At 62.8% G+C, this 21833-nt stretch carries 18 protein-coding genes; 4 read left to right on the forward strand and 14 right to left on the reverse strand.

The window, feature by feature from the left end; all coding sequences use genetic code 11:
• The first annotated feature begins 23 nt into the window (after positions 1-23).
• The 3 genes from sbcD to licT all read left to right on the forward strand — a co-directional run bounded on the left by sbcD (position 24) and on the right by licT (position 5584).
• Positions 24-1256 (forward strand): exonuclease subunit SbcD, encoded by a 1233-nt coding sequence (gene sbcD / locus ACJ8HN_RS13000; RefSeq protein WP_442523498.1) that lies wholly within the window; start codon positions 24-26, stop codon positions 1254-1256.
• Positions 1253-4504 (forward strand): exonuclease subunit SbcC, encoded by a 3252-nt coding sequence (sbcC, locus tag ACJ8HN_RS13005; protein WP_442523499.1) that lies wholly within the window; start codon positions 1253-1255, stop codon positions 4502-4504. The genes sbcD and sbcC overlap by 4 nt, the downstream gene beginning before the upstream one ends.
• 231 nt (positions 4505-4735) lie before the next feature.
• Complete coding sequence (licT, locus tag ACJ8HN_RS13010) at positions 4736-5584, forward strand: BglG family transcription antiterminator LicT (RefSeq protein ID WP_060426303.1); 849 nt, start codon at positions 4736-4738, stop codon at positions 5582-5584.
• On the opposite strand, the gene ACJ8HN_RS13015 is transcribed toward licT, so the two are convergent.
• From ACJ8HN_RS13015 to mak, 3 genes are all read right to left on the reverse strand, one after another.
• Positions 5581-5967, reverse strand: coding sequence for a type II toxin-antitoxin system VapC family toxin (locus ACJ8HN_RS13015; protein ID WP_033637281.1), 387 nt, complete (start codon positions 5965-5967; stop codon positions 5581-5583). The genes licT and ACJ8HN_RS13015 overlap by 4 nt on opposite strands.
• The gene (locus ACJ8HN_RS13020; protein WP_033637280.1) at positions 5964-6197 is read right to left on the reverse strand and encodes a type II toxin-antitoxin system Phd/YefM family antitoxin; all 234 of its coding nucleotides are present in this window, start codon (positions 6195-6197) and stop codon (positions 5964-5966) included. The genes ACJ8HN_RS13015 and ACJ8HN_RS13020 overlap by 4 nt, the downstream gene beginning before the upstream one ends.
• A gap of 102 nt (positions 6198-6299) precedes the next feature.
• A complete protein-coding gene (gene mak, locus ACJ8HN_RS13025) occupies positions 6300-7214 on the reverse strand; it encodes a fructokinase (protein ID WP_442523500.1) in 915 nt (304 codons plus the stop codon).
• A gap of 216 nt (positions 7215-7430) precedes the next feature.
• Between mak and rdgC the strand changes: the two genes are divergently transcribed.
• Positions 7431-8342 (forward strand): recombination-associated protein RdgC, encoded by a 912-nt coding sequence (gene rdgC, locus ACJ8HN_RS13030; protein WP_004940461.1) that lies wholly within the window; start codon positions 7431-7433, stop codon positions 8340-8342.
• A 65-nt stretch (positions 8343-8407) separates the two neighbouring features.
• Here the strand turns inward: rdgC and ppnP are convergent, their stop codons facing one another.
• The 11 genes from ppnP to ACJ8HN_RS13085 form a co-directional block, all read right to left on the reverse strand.
• Positions 8408-8698, reverse strand: a complete 291-nt coding sequence (gene ppnP / locus ACJ8HN_RS13035) for a pyrimidine/purine nucleoside phosphorylase (protein WP_004940463.1) — start codon at positions 8696-8698, stop codon at positions 8408-8410.
• A 211-nt stretch (positions 8699-8909) separates the two neighbouring features.
• A complete protein-coding gene (locus tag ACJ8HN_RS13040; RefSeq protein WP_039567007.1) occupies positions 8910-9587 on the reverse strand; it encodes an AroM family protein in 678 nt (225 codons plus the stop codon).
• 4 nt (positions 9588-9591) lie between these two features.
• A complete protein-coding gene (locus ACJ8HN_RS13045; protein ID WP_033647333.1) occupies positions 9592-10521 on the reverse strand; it encodes a DUF1177 domain-containing protein in 930 nt (309 codons plus the stop codon).
• Positions 10522-10556: 35 nt separating this feature from the next.
• Positions 10557-12113, reverse strand: a complete 1557-nt coding sequence (locus ACJ8HN_RS13050; RefSeq protein ID WP_442523501.1) for an OPT/YSL family transporter — start codon at positions 12111-12113, stop codon at positions 10557-10559.
• A 219-nt stretch (positions 12114-12332) separates the two neighbouring features.
• The gene (locus ACJ8HN_RS13055) at positions 12333-13106 is read right to left on the reverse strand and encodes an IclR family transcriptional regulator (RefSeq protein WP_442523502.1); all 774 of its coding nucleotides are present in this window, start codon (positions 13104-13106) and stop codon (positions 12333-12335) included.
• A 253-nt stretch (positions 13107-13359) separates the two neighbouring features.
• Positions 13360-14151: an energy transducer TonB gene (locus ACJ8HN_RS13060; RefSeq protein ID WP_442523503.1), complete on the reverse strand. Its 792-nt coding sequence runs from the start codon at positions 14149-14151 to the stop codon at positions 13360-13362.
• Positions 14152-14153: 2 nt separating this feature from the next.
• The gene (locus ACJ8HN_RS13065; RefSeq protein WP_442523504.1) at positions 14154-15485 is read right to left on the reverse strand and encodes an HlyD family type I secretion periplasmic adaptor subunit; all 1332 of its coding nucleotides are present in this window, start codon (positions 15483-15485) and stop codon (positions 14154-14156) included.
• Entirely contained in the window at positions 15482-17260 is a 1779-nt protein-coding gene (locus ACJ8HN_RS13070; RefSeq protein WP_442523505.1) for a type I secretion system permease/ATPase, read from the reverse strand. Before ACJ8HN_RS13070 ends, ACJ8HN_RS13065 begins: the two co-directional genes overlap by 4 nt.
• Positions 17261-17332: 72 nt before the next feature.
• Positions 17333-17899 (reverse strand): heme acquisition protein HasA, encoded by a 567-nt coding sequence (locus ACJ8HN_RS13075; RefSeq protein ID WP_004940479.1) that lies wholly within the window; start codon positions 17897-17899, stop codon positions 17333-17335.
• 78 nt (positions 17900-17977) lie between these two features.
• Positions 17978-20677, reverse strand: coding sequence for a TonB-dependent hemoglobin/transferrin/lactoferrin family receptor (locus ACJ8HN_RS13080; RefSeq protein WP_442523506.1), 2700 nt, complete (start codon positions 20675-20677; stop codon positions 17978-17980).
• A gap of 156 nt (positions 20678-20833) precedes the next feature.
• The gene (locus ACJ8HN_RS13085; protein ID WP_164050061.1) at positions 20834-21787 is read right to left on the reverse strand and encodes a FecR family protein; all 954 of its coding nucleotides are present in this window, start codon (positions 21785-21787) and stop codon (positions 20834-20836) included.
• Positions 21788-21833: the final 46 nt, after the last annotated feature.

Genomic DNA, 21833 nt, shown 5'->3' on the forward strand with positions numbered 1-21833 from the left:
TTACCTTTGCATCCGGGAGTGTCATGCGCCTGATCCACACCTCTGACTGGCACCTTGGCCAGTACTTTTTCACCAAAAGCCGTGCCGCCGAGCACCAGGCTTTTCTGAACTGGCTGATCGAGCAGATCGAGCAGCAGCAGGTGGATGCGCTGATCGTCGCCGGGGATCTGTTCGATACCGGCTCGCCGCCCAGCTACGCCCGCGAGCTGTACAACCGCTTCGTGGTGGAGCTGCAGCGCACCGGCTGTCAGCTGGTGGTGCTGGGCGGCAACCACGACTCGGTGGCGACGCTGAACGAATCGCGTGAGCTGCTCTCCTGCCTGAACACCACGGTGATCGCGAGCGCGCAAAGCGCCCCCGAACAGCAGATTGTGGTGCTGAACCGGCGCGACGGCCAGCCGGGCGCGGTGCTGTGCGCCATTCCTTTTCTGCGGCCGCGCGATCTGCTCACCAGCCGCGCCGGCGAATCCGGCGCGCAAAAACAGCAGGCGCTGCAGGAAGCCATCGCCGAACATTACCAGGCGCTGTATCAGGCGGCCTGCGAACGCCGCGATCGGCTGGGCCTGCCGCTGCCGATCGTCGCCACCGGCCACCTGACCACCGTCGGCGTCACCACCTCCGACTCGGTGCGCGACATCTATATCGGCACCCTCGACGCCTTCCCGGCGCAAGCCTTCCCACCTGCCGATTACATCGCGCTGGGCCACATTCACCGCGCGCAGAACGTCGCCAAATCAGAGCATATTCGCTATAGCGGCTCACCGATTCCGCTCAGCTTCGATGAACTGGGCAAAGCCAAAAGCGTCTTCCTGGTCGATTTCGCCGACGGCGCCCTGCAGCAGGTAGAAGCGTTAGCGATCCCGCAGTTCCAGCCCATGCAGCTGATCAAAGGCGATCTGGCCGAGATCGAACGGCAGCTGCAGCAATTTGCCGACTATGCCGGCGAGCTGCCGGTGTGGCTGGATATCGAAGTGGCGACGCAGGACTATCTCAGCGATATCCAGCGCCGCATCCAGCTGATGGCGGATGAGCTGCCGGTGGAAGTGGTGCTGCTGCGGCGCAGCAAAGAGCAGCGCCGCCAGGCGATCGCGCAGCAGGATAAGGAAACGCTCAACGAGCTGAGCGTCAACGAGGTGTTCGAACGCAGGTTGGCGCAGGAGGCCGACATACCCGAAGCGCGCCAACGGCGGATGCACCAACTGTTCCGCCAGGTGGTCGAGGCGGTGCAGCACAATCCTGAGGAGACCAATCCATGAAGATCCTCAGCCTGCGGTTAAAAAACCTCAACTCGCTGCAGGGCGAGTGGAAAATTGACTTCACCGCCGAGCCGTTCGCCAGCAACGGCCTGTTCGCCATTACCGGCCCGACCGGCGCGGGCAAAACCACCCTGCTGGACGCCATCTGCCTGGCGCTGTACCACCAAACGCCGCGTCTCAACGTCACGCCGAGCCAGAATGAACTGATGACCCGCCACACCGCCGAATCGCTGGCGGAGGTCGAATTCGAGGTCAAGGGCGTCGGCTATCGCGCCTTCTGGAGCCAGCGCCGCGCCAAAAACGCGCCGGACGGCAACCTGCAGGCGCCGAAGGTGGAACTGGCGCACCGCGAGGACGGCAAGATCCTGGCGGACAAGGTGCGCGACAAGCTGGAGATCACCGCCGCCATCACCGGGCTGGACTTCGGCCGCTTCACCAAATCGATGATGCTGTCTCAGGGGCAGTTCGCCGCGTTCCTCAACGCCGACGCCAACGATCGCGCCGAACTGTTGGAAGAGCTGACCGGCACCGAAATCTACGGGCGGTTGTCCGAACAGGTGTTCGAATCGCACAAGCAGGCCAAAACCGACCTGGATGGGTTGCACCAGCGCGCCAGCGGCATCGAGCTGCTGAACGATGAACAGCGCCACTCCCTGACTGAACAGCTGACGGCGCTGAGCGCGCAGGAAAGCGCCCTCGGTAAGCAAACTCAGCAACAGCAACAGGCGCTGAGCTGGCTGCAGCAATGGCAACGCCTCCAGCAACAGCAAAACGAGGGTCAACAGCGGCTGGAAACCGCCCAGCGCGAGCAGACGGAGGCCGCCCCGCAGCTGCAGCGGCTGGCGCTCAGCGAACCGGCCGAGAAATTGCGGCCGCTGCGCGGTGAACGCGATCGCTGCCGCGCCGAGCTGCAGACGATACAACAGCAGGCAGCCCAGCTGACGCAGCAACAGGAACAGCACTCGGCGCAGCTGGCGCCACTGCAGCAGGCGGTGGAAAAGGCCCGTCTGGCGCAGCAAGCCCATGCCGAGCATATGCGGCAGCAGCAACAGCTGATCGATGACCAGGTCGCCCCGCTCGACCACCAAATAGCCCAACTGCAGTCGACGCAGGCCGAGCGGCGACAGGCCGGCGATGCCGCCGCGCAGCAGTGTGCCAAACAGCAAACCACGCTGGAGCAGCTCACCGCCGAGCGCAGCCAGCTGACGGCGCAGGCCGCACAGCATCAGCAGCGGTTGAACGCGCTGACCGAAGCGCTGGCCGTTCAGCAGCAACAGCAGCAGGCGCTGGCGGCGCAAACGCCGCTGGCCCCGCTGCGCCAGCGCCTGAGCGCCCTGGCGGATCTGCGCCCGACGCGCCAGCAGTTATTTACGCTCGCCTCTTTATCGCAACAAGTTGTTAAACGGCTGGAACAGCAGCGGCAAGAGCTAAACATCGGTCAAAATGAACTGACCCAGTTGGAGCCACAGTTAGAGCTCATCCGTCAGCAATTTAAGCAGCAGAAAGCCCACCAGGCCGATGTTGAAAAAACCTATGCGCTGGAACAACGGATCGTGGGTCTGGAAGCCGAGCGCGCCCGTTTGCAACCCGGCGCCCCCTGCCCGCTGTGCGGCTCATGCGAGCACCCGGCGGTAGAACAATACCAAGAGGTAAAACTGTCAGAAACTGCGCAACGTCTGGAACAAATGAAAGTCCAGACCGAAGCATTGCAAAAACAAGGCGTCGAGCTGCGAGCCCGTTACGACAACCTGCAACAGCAATTGCAACGCCAACAGCAGGCTATCGCGCAGGATGAGCAGCAGCTGGCTGCCCAACAGCAGCAGTGGCAGCAGCTCAGCGCGCCGCTGGCATTCGACTTTACGTTGGCCGAGGGCGAGCGGCTCAGCGCCTGGCTAAGCGGCTGCGACGATGAAGAGCGGCGCGGGCAACACGCGCTGCAGCAGCATGAACAGGCGGCGCAGGCGGTACAGCAGGCAAAAGACGCGCTCGCCGCTCTGCAAACGCAGCAGCAGCAGGCGCAGCAACGGCTGGCGCTGCTCGAAGAGCGCTTTACGCTGCTGCAGAAAACCCATGACGACAGCCTGCAACAGCAGCAAGACCTGCAACAACGCTGGCAAGAAGGCGAGAAGACCCTCGCCGAACGGCGCGCGCAGCGGCTGGCGCTGTTCGGCGAACAGCAGGTCGCCGAGGTGCGCGAACAGCTGCGCGCCAAACAAACCGCCTGTGAACAGGCCAGCTTGCAGGCCGCCGAGCAGTGGCAAAAAGCGCAGGAACTGCGCGAGCGCCTGGCCGGCCAGCAGGCCGGATTGCAACAACAGCACACCCAAATGCAGGAACGGCTGCAGCAGGCGCAGCAGCTGTGGCAGCAGGCGCTGGCCGACAGCGAATTCGCCGATGAAACCGCCTTCGCCGCTGCGTTGCTGGACGACGCCCTGCGCCGCGAATTGCAGCAGCGTAAAGAGCAACTGCAACAGCGCCAGGTGGAGGCCGCCGCCCTGCTGACGCAGGCGACGCAAACGCTGGAGCAGCATCGGCAAAGCCGCCCTGAAGGGGTGGATGAAGCCAACGCGGATCTCGACGCACTCACCCAATCGCTGGCCGAGCTGGCCCAGCAGTTGAAAACGTTGCAGCTGCGCCAGGGCGAACTGCGCAACCAGCTGGAAAGCGATGCCGCCCGCCGTCTCAATCAACAGGCGTTGTTCGAGCAAATCGCCCGCAGCCAGCAAGACTACGACGACTGGAGCTACCTCAACCAGCTGATCGGCTCGAAAGAAGGCGACAAGTTCCGCCGCTTCGCTCAAGGGCTGACGCTCGATCATCTGGTTTATCTGGCCAACCTTCAGCTCGGCCGGCTGCACGGGCGCTACCTGCTGCAGCGCAAAACCAGCGACGCGCTGGAGCTGCAGGTGGTGGACACCTGGCAGGCCGACGCGCTGCGCGATACCCGCACCCTGTCCGGCGGCGAGAGCTTCCTGGTCAGCCTGGCGCTGGCACTGGCGTTGTCCGATCTGGTCAGCCACAAGACCAGCATCGATTCGCTGTTCCTCGACGAAGGCTTCGGCACGCTGGACGCCGAAACCCTCGATACCGCGCTGGACGCGCTGGACAGCCTGAACGCCTCCGGCAAAACCATTGGCGTGATCAGCCACGTCGAGGCGATGAAAGAGCGTATTCCGGTGCAGATCAAGGTGAAAAAGGTCAACGGGCTCGGCGTCAGCCGGCTGGAGGCGCACTTCAGGCTGGAATGATCACGCCGTGCGCGGCGCAGAAGTGTGACCGCGGCGGCACTCCGCGGTGAAAAGCGTTGAGCCGCGGCGAGCACGGGTTATTATGCAGACATAACAGGATTGTTACTGTATCCCCTCCGCCGCTCAGGCCGCAGGACAGAAACATAAAATACAGGCAAAACCTGACGCTCGGGATCGCTTCCGGGCGTCAGGTTTTTTCGTTTTCAGGATGCTGAAACACCGGGAAAGACCATGAAAATCGCTAAAATACTCAATAATAACGTGGTGATTACGCTGGACGACCGTCAGGAAGAGACGGTGGTAATGGGAAAAGGAATCGGCTTTAAAAAGAAGCCCGGCGACACGCTGGACGAAAGCCTGATCGAAAAAGTGTTCACCCATAACGGCGGTGAAATCGCCGAGCGCTATAAAGAGCTGCTCTCCGAGATCCCGCTGGCCTGCGTCACCACCGCCGACCGGATTATTACCCTCGCCCGCGAACGGCTGCCGGGCAAGTTGCATAACATCGTCTACATCACGCTGACCGACCACATCCATTTCGCTCTGCAGCGCCACGCGGAAGGATTGGATATCAAAAATGCGTTGCTGTGGGAGATTAAAAAGCTCTATCAGGCCGAGTTCGCCGTCGGGCTGGAGGCGCTGGCCTTGATCGCCGAGCGGCTGAATACCGCGCTGCCGGAAGACGAGGCCGGATTTATCGCCTTGCACCTGGTCAACGCCCAGCTTAACGACGAGATGCACAACACGCTGCACATCACCCGCGTGATGCAAGAGATCCTCAACCTGGTCAAATACCACTTCCGCTTTGATTACAACGAGGAAGCCCTGAGTTACCACCGTTTCGTCACCCATTTGAAATTCTTTGCCCAGCGCCTGCTGGGGCAAAACTACGTCGACAGCGACGACGACTCGCTGTATCAGGTGGTGAAAGAGAAATACCGTGAGTCATTCGCCTGCGCCGGCAAAATCAACCGCCACATCGAAAAGCACTATCAGCATCAGCTCACCACGGAAGAGATGATGTTCCTGACCATTCATATCGAACGGGTGCGCAGCGAAAGTGAGGAAAAACCGGCTTAACGGCGGGCGTCCGCCACCCGCACGCCGTACTGCGGAAACACCGCGTCGGCGGAGATCAGCGTCAGCCCCTCGGCCTGCGCCTGTGCGATCAGCATGCGATCGAAAGGATCCTGATGATAGGGCGGTAGTTGCCCGGCCTGTTGGCAATGAAAGGCGTCCATCGGCAGCGCCAGAAAATCTTCGGCCTCGATGATCGCAAAGATGTCTTCCGGCAGCGCCAGCTTGCCCAGCGCCTGCTTGATCGAGATCTCCCAAATGCTGGCCGCGCTGACGTACACCGCATTGCCCGGATCGGCGATCTGCCTTTTGGCGTTCGCGCCCAGGCAGGCGTCATCAATCAGCCACCACAGCAACGCGTGGGTATCCAGCAGCAGGCGCTTCATGCATCGCCCTCAAACAGCGCCGCAATGGCCGCATCCCCCGCGTTGAAATCCGCCGGCACGGTAAACTTGCCCTTGGCGGCGCCGGGCCGGCGCGCTTCGCCCTGGATGGCGACCAGCTGTACGTACGGCTTCCCTGCTTTTGCAATAATCACGGTTTCTCCCTCCGCGGCTCTGTCCGCCAGCTGGCTCAGATTGGATTTGGCTTCGTGCATATTGGCCTGAATCGGCATACGCGTCCTCCTTAGCTAAGTTAGCTAAAGCATAAAGCGCCGTCCAGTTTTTGTACAGGGAATGGTTTAAAGCGCGAGCAGCCTCGCGCTTTGCTGCAACGCTTAGCGCTGCTGTTGCGGCCATAACCAGGCCGCGCCGCGTACGCCGCTGGAGTCGCCGTGCACCGCCTTGCGGATCGGCGTTTCACACTCGCCGCCGAACACCCAATCTTTCACCCGCTGCGGCACCGTGCGGTACAGGCGATCCACGTTGCTCATGCCGCCGCCGAGCACCACCACGTCCGGATCCAGAATGTTGATCACGTGCGCCAACGCTTTCGCCAGCCGCATTTCGTAGCGCACGATCGCCTGCTCCGCCAGCGCATCGCCCCGCTCGCTCAGCGCCACGATCTCGTGCCCTTGCAACGCGTTGCCGCCCAGGCGCGCATAGTCGGTGGCGAAACCGGTGCCGGAAATAAAGGTTTCGATGCAGCCCGGTTTGCCGCAGTAGCACGGCACTTCGCGGGCGTAGCGCAGCTCATCGTCATCCTGCCACGGCAGCGGATTGTGGCCCCACTCGCCGGCGATGCCGTTGCCGCCGGAATGCACCTGCCCATTCAGCGCCACGCCGGCGCCGCAGCCGGTGCCGACAATGACCGCAAACACGGTTTGCGCGCCGGCGCCTGCGCCGTCGGTGGCTTCCGACACCGCCAGGCAGTTGGCGTCGTTGGCGATACGCACCTCGCGCGCCAACAGCGCCGAGAGATCCTTGTCCAGCGGTTGGCCGTTGAGCCATACTGAGTTGGCGTTTTTCACCCGCCCGGTAAACGGCGACAGCGTGCCGGGAATGCCGATCCCGACCGATCCCCGCTCGCCGGTATGATCTTCCGCCAGTTTCACCAGCCCGGCGATCGCCGCCAGGGTTTGCCCATAGTCATGGCGCGGCGTGGCGATGCGATGGCGAAACAGCTCCCGGCCGTCGTCCGCCAACGCAATCACTTCAATTTTTGTCCCGCCCAAATCGATGCCAATGCGCATGTATTTTTCTCCTCGATGCCGCGCAGCGTTGCCACAGCCTAATGTAAGTACGCGGATGAATCACCTGTTTCCCTCTCCCCCGCCCGGCCTTTTCCGCTGCGGTCGGCGACGCAATTCGGAGAGAATGGGGCGATTTTTCAGCGTCAATTCGTTATCATGCCGCCCTGCTTTTGACGAATCAGCGTGCCGAGCGCACGCCCAGCCAGGGATAACATTATGCTGTGGTTTAAGAATTTGATGGTTTACCGTTTGAGCCGCGAAGTGGCGTTAAACGCGGATGAAATGGAAAAACAACTCAGCGCGTTCGCCTTCACGCCGTGCGGCAGCCAGGACATGGCCAAGACCGGCTGGGTCTCCCCGATGGGCTCGCACAGCGATGCGCTGACGCACGCGGTCAACGGCCAAATCGTCATCTGCGCGCGCAAGGAAGAGAAAATCCTGCCGTCGCCGGTCATCAAGCAAGAGCTGCAGGCCAAAATTGAGCGCCTGGAGGCGGAACAACATCGCAAACTGAAGAAAACCGAGAAAGACGCGCTGAAGGACGAAGTGCTGCACAGCCTGCTGCCGCGTGCCTTCAGCCGCTTCAACCAAACCTTCATGTGGATCGATACCGTCAACGATCTGATCATGGTCGATGCCGCCAGCGCCAAACGCGCCGAAGATACGCTGGCGCTGCTGCGCAAAAGCCTCGGCTCGCTGCCGGTGGTGCCGCTGACCATGGAAAGCCCGATCGAACTGACGCTGACCGAATGGGTGCGTTCCGGCGAGATGCCGGCTGGTTTCGCCATTCAGGATGAAGCGGAACTGAAAGCGATTCTGGAAGAAGGCGGCGTGATCCGCTGCAAGAAACAGAATCTGATCAGCGACGAAATCGCGGTGCATATCGAAGCCGGCAAGCTGGTGACCAAGCTGGCAGTGGATTGGCAGGAGCGCATTCAGCTGATGCTGTCGGACGACGGCTCGCTCAAGCGCCTGAAGTTCGCCGACACGCTGCGCGAGCAGAACGACGATATCGATCGCGACGACTTCGCCCAGCGCTTTGACGCCGACTTTATCCTGATGACCAGCGAGCTGGCGGCGTTGATCAAAAACACCATCGAAGCGCTCGGCGGCGAAGCCCAGCGTTAATCCCGCCGCAGAAATGACCAGGGCCCAGCATCCGCTGAGCCCTGCGTTTCCCTAACGAACAAAATTTATTTGCTCAGGTAACGGCACAGATAGGCGGTCGCGTCGGCCACCTGCAGGTTGAACTCGCTGTGCCCCGGCACGAAGAACTTCTCGCCCGGCGTAAACACCTGCCAGTCCGGCGCCCCCGGCAGCAGCACTTTCAGCGCCCCGGTGATCACCGTCATTTCTTCCGGCTGCGCGGTGGAGAAGGTGTATTCCCCCTCTTCCATCACGCCCACGCTGGTAAGACCGATGCTGCTACTGTCAAAACCGATAGACTTCACTTTTCCGGCAAAATACTCATTCACTTTCAGCATAGACTGGCACCCGCGTAATCATCTTGATGGAAAATCCATATTGGGGGATTGCGGTTGATCTGTCACTGGTTTTTCGCGCGAAATGCGATCGCGGCGCAGAGGAAAACGCCACCGGGCCTCTCTCCGGCAGTCAGGGCTGCTGAAACCCGGGGATACCCGCGAGCGCAAAGCGCCCGAGGCCGCGCCGAGCGGTGATTTATGGCTATTTGTATCAGCCGATTAACTCTGCGGCCAGCTTGGCGACCAGAACGTTCGACAGCAGCACCGGCACCGACAGACGCGCCTGCAAAAAAGCGCGGTGGCGCTGGTGATAACCGATGCAATCGAGCACCACCACCTCCGCCCCCTGCCGCAGCAGTGCGCAAGCCGCCTGCTCCAGCGCGGCGTCATCCGCCAGATAAGGACTGGCGACGGCATAGCTCGGCGGCGTCGCCAGCTGCCGCCATTTGCGCGCCTGCTGCCCAACCTGTTCCGCCACCGGCACCACGATGCCGACGCGGTGTTCGCCGACGATCGCGGAGATCAACGGCGGGATGATGCGATCCGGCTCCAGCAACAGCGCCTGCTCCGCCTGCAATCGGCCGAATTCGCCGGTGCACAGCAGCAGGATCACCTGGCATCCCGCCGCCTCCAGCTCGCGGATCTTCTGCTGCAACCCGCTTTCGACGCGAGCGGCACAGAGCGTCACCTGCGTGCCGTCCAACAGGCGCGACACCAGCAGCTTATCGCCCCGTTGCGGCGCATAACGCTCGGCGATCTGCCCAGCATCCAGGCCGTCCAGCAAACCGACGTGCCTCACCCGCTCCGCCGGCAGATAAGCAGACAGCAGCGGCATGATATCGCTGCGCGGCGCCTGACCGATGGTCAGCGTGGCGAATGAAGCCGTCATGGGGCTATCTCCTTTTTTGCAGGTGACTCAGACTGCCGTACAGCGCCAGCAGCTGGCCATATTCGGCGGCATCGTAGAACCGGCAGGTGCCGCGGCCGAATTCTTTGGCGACTTCCACCGCGAATTTGACCGCCAGCGCGATATCCGTTTCGTGGCTGGCGCCGGTGCCGCAGCCCGGCACCACCGATTCGCTGCAGATCGCCACGCCGACCACCGGCGCCGCAGTAGCGGTCGAGGGCTGCAGGATGCTGTTGAGGTGATGCACGCCGTTGCCGTAAGGGGTGATGTCCTGCGTGGTGATCGGGAAGGTCACCGCCGGGCGGCCGCTGGTCATCTCCATGATGCGCAGCAGATCTTCCGCCACCCGCAGGATGTAGCCCTCTTTCACCGTCGGCGATAGCGCATAGCCTTTGTGGTTGATGATGCGGTTGCCTTTGGTGGTGTCGATCGACAGGATGGCGTCAGCCTCCGGCACCACTTCATTATCGTTCATCGTCACGTCATCGATCGGCGAATCCATAAAATCGACCGGATCGTGCGGCCGGGTCGGTGCGTTCGGGCAAATATGGGTGGTGACGATCACATCCCCCGGCAGCGTGTCGCCCTTGCGCTGCATCTCCGCCAGCTTCAGCGCGGCGGCAATGGCGGCGATCGCGCCGTCGCCGTCGGACACCAGCCCGATACGCGTCGGCCGCGCGCCGATGCCGCCCAGGCGGCCGATAATGCCCAGCGTCGGCGCCGCACCGCCAGCGAATTTGCCTGCGCTGCCGGGGATCTCGATGCGCACGAAATCGGTGCCGCCCTTCGGCCCCTCGGCGCGCAGGGTGCTGGCGCGGATCGCCGGGTAAGGCGCAAACAGATCGACGACGTCCTGGCCGCTGACGAATGCGCTATCAATCAATTCAAAAACCTGCAGCGTTTGTTGCAAACTCATGGTCGTTTTACCTCACCAATGTCATCGGTAGGGGGCTATTTGCCCTTGCTGGAAAAAATCGAGCTGAAGAAGTTGTAGAGCGCGTCGCCGGCGATAAACCCGGCCGCCATGATCTCCATCGGCGTGCGGCCGCGATCGCCCCAACGGCGCAGGATCGCCACGCGCAACGCGATGCCCACCAGCACCGCCCACCCAGCCAAGGCGTTGTTGATCAGCAGGCCGGTTGCCAGCAGCACGCCGAGCTGGCGCTTGGGGCCGCCGATCAGCTGCACCACGGCGCCGGGGATCGCCCAGATCAAAAGGCTCCAGGCGATGCCCGGCTGCGCACCGGCCTCGATGGTCTTGGCGTAAACGCGCGCGACCGGCGGGATCAGGTCCTGCAGGAAATAGCTGTGGTAAGAGAGGTAAACCACCGGAATGGCGATGAGGAAGGCGATCAGCGCCGCAAACAGCTGAATGCGGCGCCCCAGCAGTTCCTGCCGCAGATCCTCGCCGTAGCCGCGCAGGATGAAGCCGGCTTTCAAGTCAAAGCCCATGTCGGCGAAAGCCGGCCCGGTAGCGGCGGTAAAGCCGGTCAGGATGCACAGCGCCAGCGGTGGGAAACCGATCAGGATACCGACGATCAGGGTGATCAACGCCACCGCGAACGCCGGAAACCAGCCGGAGTGCATGGCGGCGATACCGACGATCAGCTCATGAACGAAAGCGGCGAACGCCGCGTAAATCACGAACAGCGCCAGCATCGGCAGCGACATCTCGCTAAACAGCCCGCCGACCAGAGCCAAAAACGCGGCGATGGCGATGTAGCCGACTGCGCCCAGGCCGAGCGCTGTGCTTACCGCACTGTCCGGTTGGGTATAACCGGCGCTATCGGCGCGGCGGCTGCGGATCACCTGCGCAACCTGGATCAGCGCCACCAGGCCGGCGCCGACCATCACGCCGTGCGGAATAAAATGGGCATTGATATCGAAACCGGCCACCGGCTCGGCATAAGCCCGCAGCAATAGCCCGATGCCGAACATGCTCAGCGCCCAGATATTGCCGATAAAGGCGGTGCCGAAGGCCGCCATGGGTATCTTGAGCATTGATCCGGCGATGCCCACCCCTACGCCCACCACCAGAAGCCAGGCCTGCTTGCCGCCGCGATCGCCGGCTTTAATCGCCTCCGCGGCGGCGACACCCGGCGGCCAGGCATTGGCGGCGGGGAACACTTTGGTATCGAACAGGCGATAAAGCAGATAGGCGTCGAGCAGCATCGCCGCCGCCACGCCGCAGAACATCGGCAGAATAAGCTGCGGTTGCCCCATCACGTAAGGCACCGCAATCGGCATCAGCAGACAGTTGGCCGCGCCGAAGGTGGCGGAGGAGATCACCGTCTGCGCCAGGTTCTGGGTGTGCACCGAGCGGTAGCGTTGGAACATTTGCAGCGGAATGCGTGCCAACAGCATGGCGATCAGTGCACCGATGATCGAGGTGTTGGGCGTCACGCCCAGCGTGGTGATTAGCTGAACGCCGATGATCGCCCCCACCACCGAAAGCAGCGCCATGACCAACAGCGTGCCGGCCTCTTTTAGCGGATTATTTGATTTCATGCTTGGTTTCCCTGAATATTCCCTGCCACGTGGCGGAAATAACGCCAGGCGATAGCTCGCCGCGGCAGTTCCATTATTTGGAACTACCGGCGTCATAACGTGATTATCTTCTTATTCAGCCTGTCTATTTCTTACCAATAAAATACGGTGAAATATAATTAATGAGTTCCCTGGTGTCGGCGCTCGTTAATTATGATGCAACACGATTGCTCAGGCGCGTTATTTGATCTGCTGCCAATAATCATCGCCATATTTTTCCGCCAGTTGGCGGCTGACTGCGGTTAATTCGACCAGGACTTCCGGTACAAACGGCTGCTCCTCGCCCTGCGAGGGGAAGGACAGGCACAGCCCCACCGTCTCGCTGCCGTGCTTGTTCACCAGCGCGGTCGCCAGCGAACTGATGCTGTTCAGGGTTTCATTGCGCGCCAGCGACCATCCCTGGCGCCTCACCTGCTGCAACTTCTGCAACAGCGCATCCAACGTTTGCGGCGCATTGGGCGAAGTCACCCGGTAACCGCCGGCGTAACGCGCCCGAACCTGCTCGTCGCTTTCACGCGCCAGTATCGCCCGGCCGACCGAGGTTTCCGCCGCCGGTGAACGGTAACCCGCCGGGGTAACCACCTGCAAAAAGTGGCGCCCGGGGAACATGCGCATCACCATGATCTCCTGCCCCTCCAGCACAGAGAGGTAGCCGGTACATGCCGTCTGGCGGCACAGCTGCGTCATGCTGGCCGCCAGGTTGTCCACCAGCGGCATCGACAGATAGTGGCTGGATGCCGCCAGCAACAGCGCGCCGATGCGGTAACGCCGGCTATCGGGATCGCGCTCCAGCATGCCCTGATTTTCCATGGTCTGCAGCAGGCGCGAGACCGTGCTTTTCGGCAGCGCCAATTGATCCACCACATCGCTGAATGCAATGCCCGGTTGGCCATGCATCATGCGTTGTTGAGAAAAGAGTTTTAATACCGCAGCGGCATTTTCCAGCGTTGTCATGATCCGCCTTGTTCCACTATATGGAACTCAGTTCCTGTTTTATAATTAAAAACTAAAACCCGAACTCCGCAGCGTCAAGCTGTTTATTTTTTGTCAGCCGCAAAATAAAAGGCATTCGTGCTTTTTAAATGAAAATATTGCGTAGAACGCCGACTTAGCCGCGCCGAATAAAATAACGATACGCTTTGAAAATAATAAATAACAGGACAAGCTGCTGAAAAATGAGTTTATCAGGAGGAGATATTGTCGCGGCTCAAAAACCCGCGCCGCGCAAACTGAAATCGATCGGCAACGTCAATTCCACCGTGCCATTGACGTAAGCGTCCGCCGGCGGCGTGGGCAACGGCGAAGCGCGTTTGACCAGCGCCTGGATTTCGCGATCCAGCGACGGCAACCCGGTGCTGCTGACCAGCGTCACCGCCAGCACATGGCCCTGCCTGTCCAACGTGAAACGCACCTGCCCGACGCCCTGGCGCTTCAGCCGCAAGGCGTCTTTGGGGTAACGTTTAAAACGATTCAGGCGGCCGCTGATGCGGCTGCGCCAGTTGTCCACCCCCGCTTGAGCATAGGGCGTCAGGCGAGTTTGCGGCGCGGCCGTTTTATCCGCCCGGCCCGGCGGTGGCGCGCCAGCGCTTTGCTCCTGAATTCTCGGCAGCGCGATCGTTTTCTCCTGCGGCGGTGTGCGCGGCAGGGGGGAATTCTTCACCGGCTTGGGCGGTTTTTTTTGCTTCGGAGGTACGGCGATGTTCGGCCGTACGGCTTCAGGCACCTTCACCGTCGGCAAGGGTTCCGGCGGCACCGGCGGTTCAACCTGAGGCGGCGGCGTCCTTTGTCCCGGCGGTTGTTTTACCTCGGCCGGGGCCTGCGGTGCGGCGGCCATCACCACCATGACCGCCGGCGGCGGCACCCACGCCGGCGCGGCCTTGTCTCGCCAGGGCCAGAGCAGCGCCACGGCCAGCAGGTGCAGCGCCAGCACCAGCACCAGGCAACGGCGCCAGGGCATGGCGGCGCCGGGCGCGGCGAAAGGCAGCGGAGAAACCGACATGCTCACTCTTCCGTCAGCGCCAGATGAAGGCGATCGGTCAGCGGTTTGAACAGGTAGTTCATCATCGAACGCTCGCCGGTGCGGATGAACCCTTCGACCGGCATCCCTGGGCGGATCTCCAACCCGTTCAAACGTTGCAATCCTTCTTCGCTGACTTTGGCGCGCACGCTGTAATAAGGCGCGCCGCTTTTCTCGTCGGTCAGGCGATCGGCCCCGACCAACGTCACTTTGCCCTCAACGCGCGGCGTGGTGCTTTGGTTAAACGCCGAGAACAACAGCTCGACCGGCAACCCCACCTGTACCTTGTCGATCAGCTCGACCGGGATACGCGCCTCCACCTGCAGCCCCCGATCGCTGGGCACGATCTCCATCAGTTGCTGGCCGGCGCCGATCACGCCGCCTTCGGTGAACACGCTCAGCCCCACCACGGTGCCCGCCACCGGCGCTTTCACCTGCGTATGGCCCAGATCGGCCTCCGCCTTGGCCAGGCGGTTATCCAGTTCGTCCAGCTTCATCCGCACCTCGGCCAGTTGGCTGCTGACCTCTTTCTGATACTCTTCCCGCCGCTGGATCGCCCGCAGCTTCAGCTCCAGGATCTGGCGCCCCAGGCGGCCGATATTGCCCGTGTCCTCGGACGCCTGGCCGTCGATCTGTGCATACTGCCCTTCCAGATCCAGCAGCCGATTGCGCGCCACATATCCCTGCGCCGCCAGCTTGCGCATGCCACCCAGCTGCTCCTGCAACATGGCCTTTTGCCGCTGTTTGCTGGCGTAAGACTGCCGGATCCCCTCCAGCATCGCCTGCGATCCGGCGATGCTCTCCGCGATCGCCGCCAGCTCGCTCTGCAACGCCGCGCGGCGGCTGGTGAACAGCTGCTGTTGCAGCAGCATCAACGACATCACCTCCGGCTCCTCCCGCCGCGCCTGCAGCAATGCCGGGAAAGCGATCGCTTGCAGGCCGTCGCGCTCGGCCTGCAGCCGCGCCCGCTGCGCGGCGTTACTCAACTGCTGGCTGCGCAGCGCATCGCGCTGGGTGCGGCTGTCGACGGTATCCATCAGCAGCAGCACCTGCCCGGCGCGGACCCGGTCGCCTTCATGCACCTGAATTTGCGACACCACGCCGCCGCTCGGGTGCTGCACCGCCTTGCGGTTGCCGGCCACCACCACGCTGCCGGAAACCGGCACGCCCTTATCCAACGGCGCCAACAGCCCCCACAGCAGGAAGCCGCCAAATCCCAGCAGCACCAGCCAGCCGCCGAGCCGCAGATGGCGCCCTTCGTCGAACTGCCGGGAAAGGGCGTCGATATCGCCGGGGATCACACTCTGATTGCTCATACTTTTCGTTCACCGCTGGCCGTTTTGGCAAAGTTGGCGTAGTTGACGTTGAAGCCGCCGCTGCTGCGGCCGGCATTGGCCGGTACGGCCGCGGGTGCAAAAGCAGGCAGTTTTTTCAGGATCGCGTCGCTGGGGCCGAAGTGCTGCACCTGGCCGGCGGCCAGCACCAGCAATTTGTCGGTCGTCGCCAGGATCGCCGGTTTGTGGGTGACCAACACGATGGTGGTACCGCGCGCCTTCAGCGCTTCGATCGCCCGCTGCAGCGCCTCTTCCCCTTCACGATCGAGGTTGGCATTCGGTTCGTCCAACACCACCAACGCCGGAGAGCCATACAGCGCGCGCGCCAGCGCCACCCGTTGACGCTGGCCGCCGGACAGGCCGCTGCCGCCCTCGCCCAGCTCGGTTTCATACCCTTTGGGCAAATGCAGGATCAATTGGTGCACGCCGGCCAGCGCGGCAGCGGCCACCACCTTCTCGGCGTCAACCTGGCCAAAGCGGGCGATGTTTTCCGTCAGGGTGCCGGCGAACAGCTGGATATCCTGCGGCAGATAGCCGATATGCGGCCCCAGTTGCTGTTTGTCCCACCGCCGGAGATCCGCACCGTCCAGCCGCACGTCGCCGCTGAGCGGCGTCAGCGCGCCGACCAGTTGGCGCATCAGCAGCGTTTTGCCGGAGCCGGACGCGCCAATGACGCCCAGCACCTCTGCGGCCTCCAGACGAAAACTGACGCCGTGCAACACCGGCGCGCACCCGCCGGGCGCGCTGGCGGTCAGCTGATTCACGGCCAATGTGCCGCTGGGCGCAGGCAGCGGCAGGCTCGCCGCCTGCGGCGGGTTGGCGGCCAGCATCACCTCCAGCCGCTGCAGGGACTGGCGCGCCGACGACCACTGCTTCCAGGCGCCGATCAGCTGATCGATCGGCCCCAGCACCCTGCCGATCAGGATCGATCCGGCGATCATCATGCCCGGCGTAATGTCGCCATTGACCGCCAGCAGCGCGCCGCAGCCCAACATCAGCGACTGCAGCGCCAGCCGCACGGTTTTCGACCAGGCGGTGACGGCGGCGATTTTCTCGCTGGCGCGGTTCTGCAACAGCAGGAACTGCTGATGCTGCCGCAGCCAGCGCAGGCGCAAATCGGTCAGCATCCCCATGGCGGCGATGGCCTCCGCATTGCGCAGGTTGCCGTTGGCCTGTTGCGTGGCGCTCAGCGCGACCCGGCCGGCCTCCGCGAGCGGCGCCTGCGACACCCGCTGGTTGAGCCAGGCCAGCAGCACCAGCATGATCACCCCGGCGCTGGCCAACGCGCCAAGCCAGGGGTGAAGCAGAAAAACCACCAGCAGATAAACCGGGAACCAGGGGGCATCGAAAAAGGCGAACAGCGCATTGCCGGTGGCAAATTGGCGCAGGTTGGTCAGATCGTTCAGCGCCTGCCCCGCCAGCGGGTTGCCGGTTTTCAGATTGGTTTCGAAGGCGGCGTCGTAGACCCGCTGATTCAGGCGCATATCCATCTGGGCGCCGAGGCGGATCACCACCTGGCTGCGCACCCACTCCAGCAGCCCCATAAACAGGTAAAGGCCGACCACCATCAGGGTCAGCATTGCCAGCGTCATGCGGTTGCCCGACGGCAACACACGATCGTAGACCTGCAGCATGTACAGCGCCGGTGCCAGCATCAGCAGGTTGATCACCGCGGTAAACAGCGCGATGCCCCAAAATCCACGCCGGTATGCGGCCAGCACGCTCATCACTTCTCCGCGCCTGACGGCGTTTTTCATGGCGTTTTCCATCGGCTAAAAACGAGAAAATGCCCGCCGGGGCGCGCGGCGCCGGCGGGCAAACGGCCGCGATCAGGCCGCCAACAGTTCCGGGCTGTCGGCGTGCTGCACGCCCACCGCTGTCGCCGCCGCCACCTGATCGAAGGTGGAGTTGACGCTCAGGCCGTAGTCGTCGAGGATGCCGTTCAGCGCGGTTTCCAGCGCGCCGGTATCGCCGGACATCAGGCCGTACACCACCTGGTGCACCACGCCATCGTGGCCCTGCGCCTGCAGGCTGCTGAGGTTCAGGCCGCCGAAGCTGACGTCAGGCACCTGGATGTTGTACGGCGTGGAGCCGCCGCCGTTCAGGCCATCGCCGAACGACAGGGAGTCCAGTTGGCCGTACAGGGTGTGCGCCGGGGCATTGAATAAGGTGTAGGTCAGATTCCCGCCCGCCACGAACGAGGTGATGTTGTTGGCGGTGCTGGTCACGGCATATTGGCTGCCGGACAGGCTGCCGCCATAGAAGCCACCGCTGTTGGAGTCGGTGACGTTACCGTTGGTGTGGTTGATATCGCCAAATGACGACGCCCACTCGTTCAGATAGTTATGGATGCTGTAGCTGCCGAAACTGCTGTCATAGTTGACTGAAAATGCCATTTCTCTATCTCCATTGATGAACGGCGCCTCTTGCGAGGCAGCCCTTGTGCTCAAGGATGAGCAACGCCCTTTTACTGCTTAAAAACGGTATTCCACCCCGCCCTGCACGGTGCGGCCGCGCCCCAGGGTATTGGCCAGCGTCTCCCCATAGCTGACGACGTAGGCGCGGTTGGTCAGGTTCTCCACCGAGCCGCGCAGCGTCAGGCTGTCGGTCAGCTTGTAGCTGGCGTACAGATCGAACAGGGTGTACTTCGGCCAGTCGGCCAGGTACGGATAATTGGACGGCACCGAACTGTCCTGATAGCCCGGCGCGAAGCGCACGGTCACCCCGGCGTCCAGCTTGCGATCGAAGGCGCGGCCGCCCAGCGTCACCGAGCCGCGATCGCCCGGCAGGTAGGCGGCGGTGCCGAACTGCGTCCCCCCGTCACACGTGACGAAGTCATTGGAAGCGGCATCCGGCTCAACATAGAAGTTGCCGCGGCGCGATCCGTCGCCGTAGCGCAGACGCCCTCCCAGCCAGGCCTTGTTCGAGCAGAACTCGTTTTTGCCGATCATGTGGGTGTAGGTCAGGTCGGCGTAGAACACCCCGGCGTCATAGTTGAGCTGGTACTCCAGCCCGCGGAAGCGGGTTTTAGACAGGTTGTTGACGTAAGCGGCATTGCCGATGCTCGGCTGCACCAGCCCCGGTTTATTGCGGTCTATCGCCAGGTTGATGTAGTTATCCACTTTGGTGTCGAAGTAGGCCACCTTGGCCACCAACCGATCGCCCTCAAACCACAGATCCGGCTGCTGCACGTTGAACCCGACTTCCCAGGCGCGCGAGCGCTCGGGCTGCAGGAACGGGTTGGGGTATTGCGTGGAAGAACTGTGTGCGCTGCCGTTAGTCAGCGTTTCGGTGATCGCCGGCGGCCGCCAGGATTTGCCGTAGGTGGTATACAGCTCCAGCCATTCCACGCCGGGGCGCACCGCCACTGCCAGCGTCGGCGACAGCTTGCCCTGATCGCGATCCACGTCCCAATCTTCGCGGGTAGTGGTTGAACAGCCGGTCAGACGCAACGCTTTGCAAGGATTGTCAATCGTGTAGCGTTGCCCATCCTTGGCCAAATCCGGATAGCTCAGGCCGGTCTGGCCGCGCAGGCGATAGCGGTCGTAACGCAGCCCGCCCTCCAACGTCAGCCAGCCGTCGTAGTCGTAGGTCAGGTTGGCGAACAGGCTGCCGACCGAACGGTTGCCGGCCGGCGTCACCCCTTCCATACCCTCACGGGAAGAGTCGCTGGTCGCTTTGTCGTAATAGAACTCCAGCCCGTAGTTGGCGCGGAAGTCATGCCCCGGCGCCAGGCTGAAACGCGAGGTGTTTTGCGCCTGCGCGCCATAGGTGCGCAGGCGGGTGCGCGTCGCGTAGCCGTTGTCCAGCAGCGAGCTGGTGCTGTAGGTGTCGCTGTCGTCCTGAGTATCGACGTAATACAGCTTGGCCTGAAAATCGAGCCAATCGACGCCTTCCGGCGCCAGGCTGTAGTCGAACGCCGCGTTGCGCGCCATCACGTCGCTGTAACCGGTGCGCTTCCAGCCCAGTTCATAAGGCGGCCGGGTGCCCAGGTTGGTCAAGGTGCCGGCGATCGGCGACTCGGTCTGGGTCTGCAGATAGCTCAATTGCAGGCGTTGGTTGGCGGGCAGATTCCAGCCCACCTTGGCCAGCCGCGAGTGCATGCGGTAATTAGTGTCGGGGATTTTGTTGTTCTTGATGCTCTCGGCGTAGCGATCGTAATTGCCGGTGTCGTTATTGATGCGAATGTTGCCGATGTCGCCCTTGTTGCCGGGCCAATAGTCGCCGAGGTGGCGTTCGCTGGCGGCCAGCAGGATATCGCCGGTTTCGTTGCCCAATGCCAGTATGCCGCTGCCGATGAAGTGGGTGCCGTTATCGCCGGTGCTGGCGTGCAGCTTGCCGCCCAGCTCTTTGCCCGGCGCCAGGAAATCGCTCGCGCTGACGGTATTGAAGGTGGCGATACCGCCGAGCGTGCCGGCGCTGCCCATACCGCCGGTGGTGCCCTTGTCGATGGTTACGCCGGACAGCAGTTCGGAATCGATGTACATGGTGCCGTTACGCTGGCCATGGCCGCTCTTTTGAAAATTCTGCCGCATGCCGTCGATGTTCATGTTCACCCGGCCGTAGTCTTGTATGCCGCGGATGTTGACCGACAGCGCCGGATCTTGCTGGCTGACGCTGGAATAGGCCCCCGTCGTCTGCTCCAGAATATCGGCCGCGTGTCGCGCCGGGCGGTTGTCCATCTGTTCGCGGCTGATGACGCTGACCGAGCGCGGTTCGTCGTAAACCCAATCGTTGGCGTTGATGCCGCCGGCGCCCAGCACCGTCAGGCTGTCCAGCGCCAGCGCGCCGCCGTCGCCGTTCGCCGTCGGCAGCCGGCTCAATACGATCTGCCCCTGCGGCTGCAGGCGGAAAGCCACCGGATTGCCGCCGATCAAGCGCCGCAGGCCCTGTTCAACGCTCATGCTGCCGTTCAGCGCCGCCGCCTGCATGCCGTCGAGCTTCACCTCGTCGAAAAATACCTGCATGCCGGCCTGCTCGGCGAAGCGCAACATGGCGCTCTGCAGCGGCTGCGCCGCAACGTTGAAATGCTTTTGCTGTGCAGCCTGCGCGCCGTTCGCCTCAGCCTGGGCAGCGAGCGCCACAGCCGGCTGAGTCAACATCATCGCCGCCAGCGCGGCGCGTACCGCCGTGGCCAATCGGCCGGCCGGCGTGGTTCCCTTGTGAATAAACATGCGTGTGTGTTCCACCCGAAAGAATGCCAAACCAAGTGATAATGGAAATCAATCTCGTTTAAAAATAAGGACGTTCCGGGAGGCAAAAACCCGTAAAGATTTTTTACAGAAAGTGAAAATAGCGGCGAAACGGGCATCCCGGCCCGCCTGCGCCGCTCAGTAAAGCAGCGTGATGCCAGGGAGATTCAGTTGGCGGGCGGAGAGTTCCTGACGAATGGCACCGACGCCGTCGTCGAGTTTATTGAGCGCAAACACGCCGCTCACCGTGCGCGCTCTTAGCGCGGGATTGACCGCCACGATGCGGGTCGCGCGATAGCGGTTGAGCTGCGCGAGCGCCTGCGGCAGCGGTTGGCGGTCGATCACCAGCCAGCCGCGCCGCCAGGCGTCATCGCCGGCCGTTTGCCGCGTCAGCTGCAGCTGCCCGTTGCGGTAATGCGCCGCCTGGCGTTGCGCGACCACCAGCGAGCGCTCGCCGCGCTCAAGCGTCACCCGCACGCTGTGCTGATGCACGCTGACGTCCACGCCCTGTTCGGTGCGCGCCACGCTGAACTCGGTGCCCAGCGCCTGCGTGACGCCGTTTTCCGCCTCCACCCTGAATGGGCGGCTTTCCGCCCCACCTAACGGCGCGACGATAAAATAGGCGGCGCCGCTCAGCAGCCGCACCTTGCGTTCGCCTGTGGAATACGCCAGCGCGATCGCGCTGCCGCTGTCCAGCGCCACCCTGCTGCCGTCCGGCAATGCCACTTCGCGCACCTCGCCGCGAACGGTTTGATAATCCGCCTGCATGCCGATCCACAGATCCGGCCCGCGATATACGCCGAAGGAAACGGCGATCGCCACCGCCGCCGCCACCGCCCAGCGGGGCCATCGATGGCGAGATGGTGTTTTCAGCGCCGCCACCTGCGGTTGTAACGCCTGCCGCTGCTCTGGCGGCAGTTGCCCCAACGTCGTCCACAGCAGGCGTGCCTGACGCAGCGCCGCCGGATGCTGCGGATCGGCGGCCAGCCAGGCGTCCAGCGCTCGCCGCCGATCGGCCGGCAACGCCCCTTCGGCCAGGCTCACGGCCCAGGCGGCCGCCTGCTGTCGCGCCTGTGCGGTTAGCGGTTTCATAATGGCATAGACCTCTGTTTTTTCTGGTTATAGGTTAAGACGTCTG

The organism is Serratia sp. CY29653 (genome assembly GCF_052169255.1).
GTDB lineage: Bacteria > Pseudomonadota > Gammaproteobacteria > Enterobacterales > Enterobacteriaceae > Serratia > Serratia sarumanii.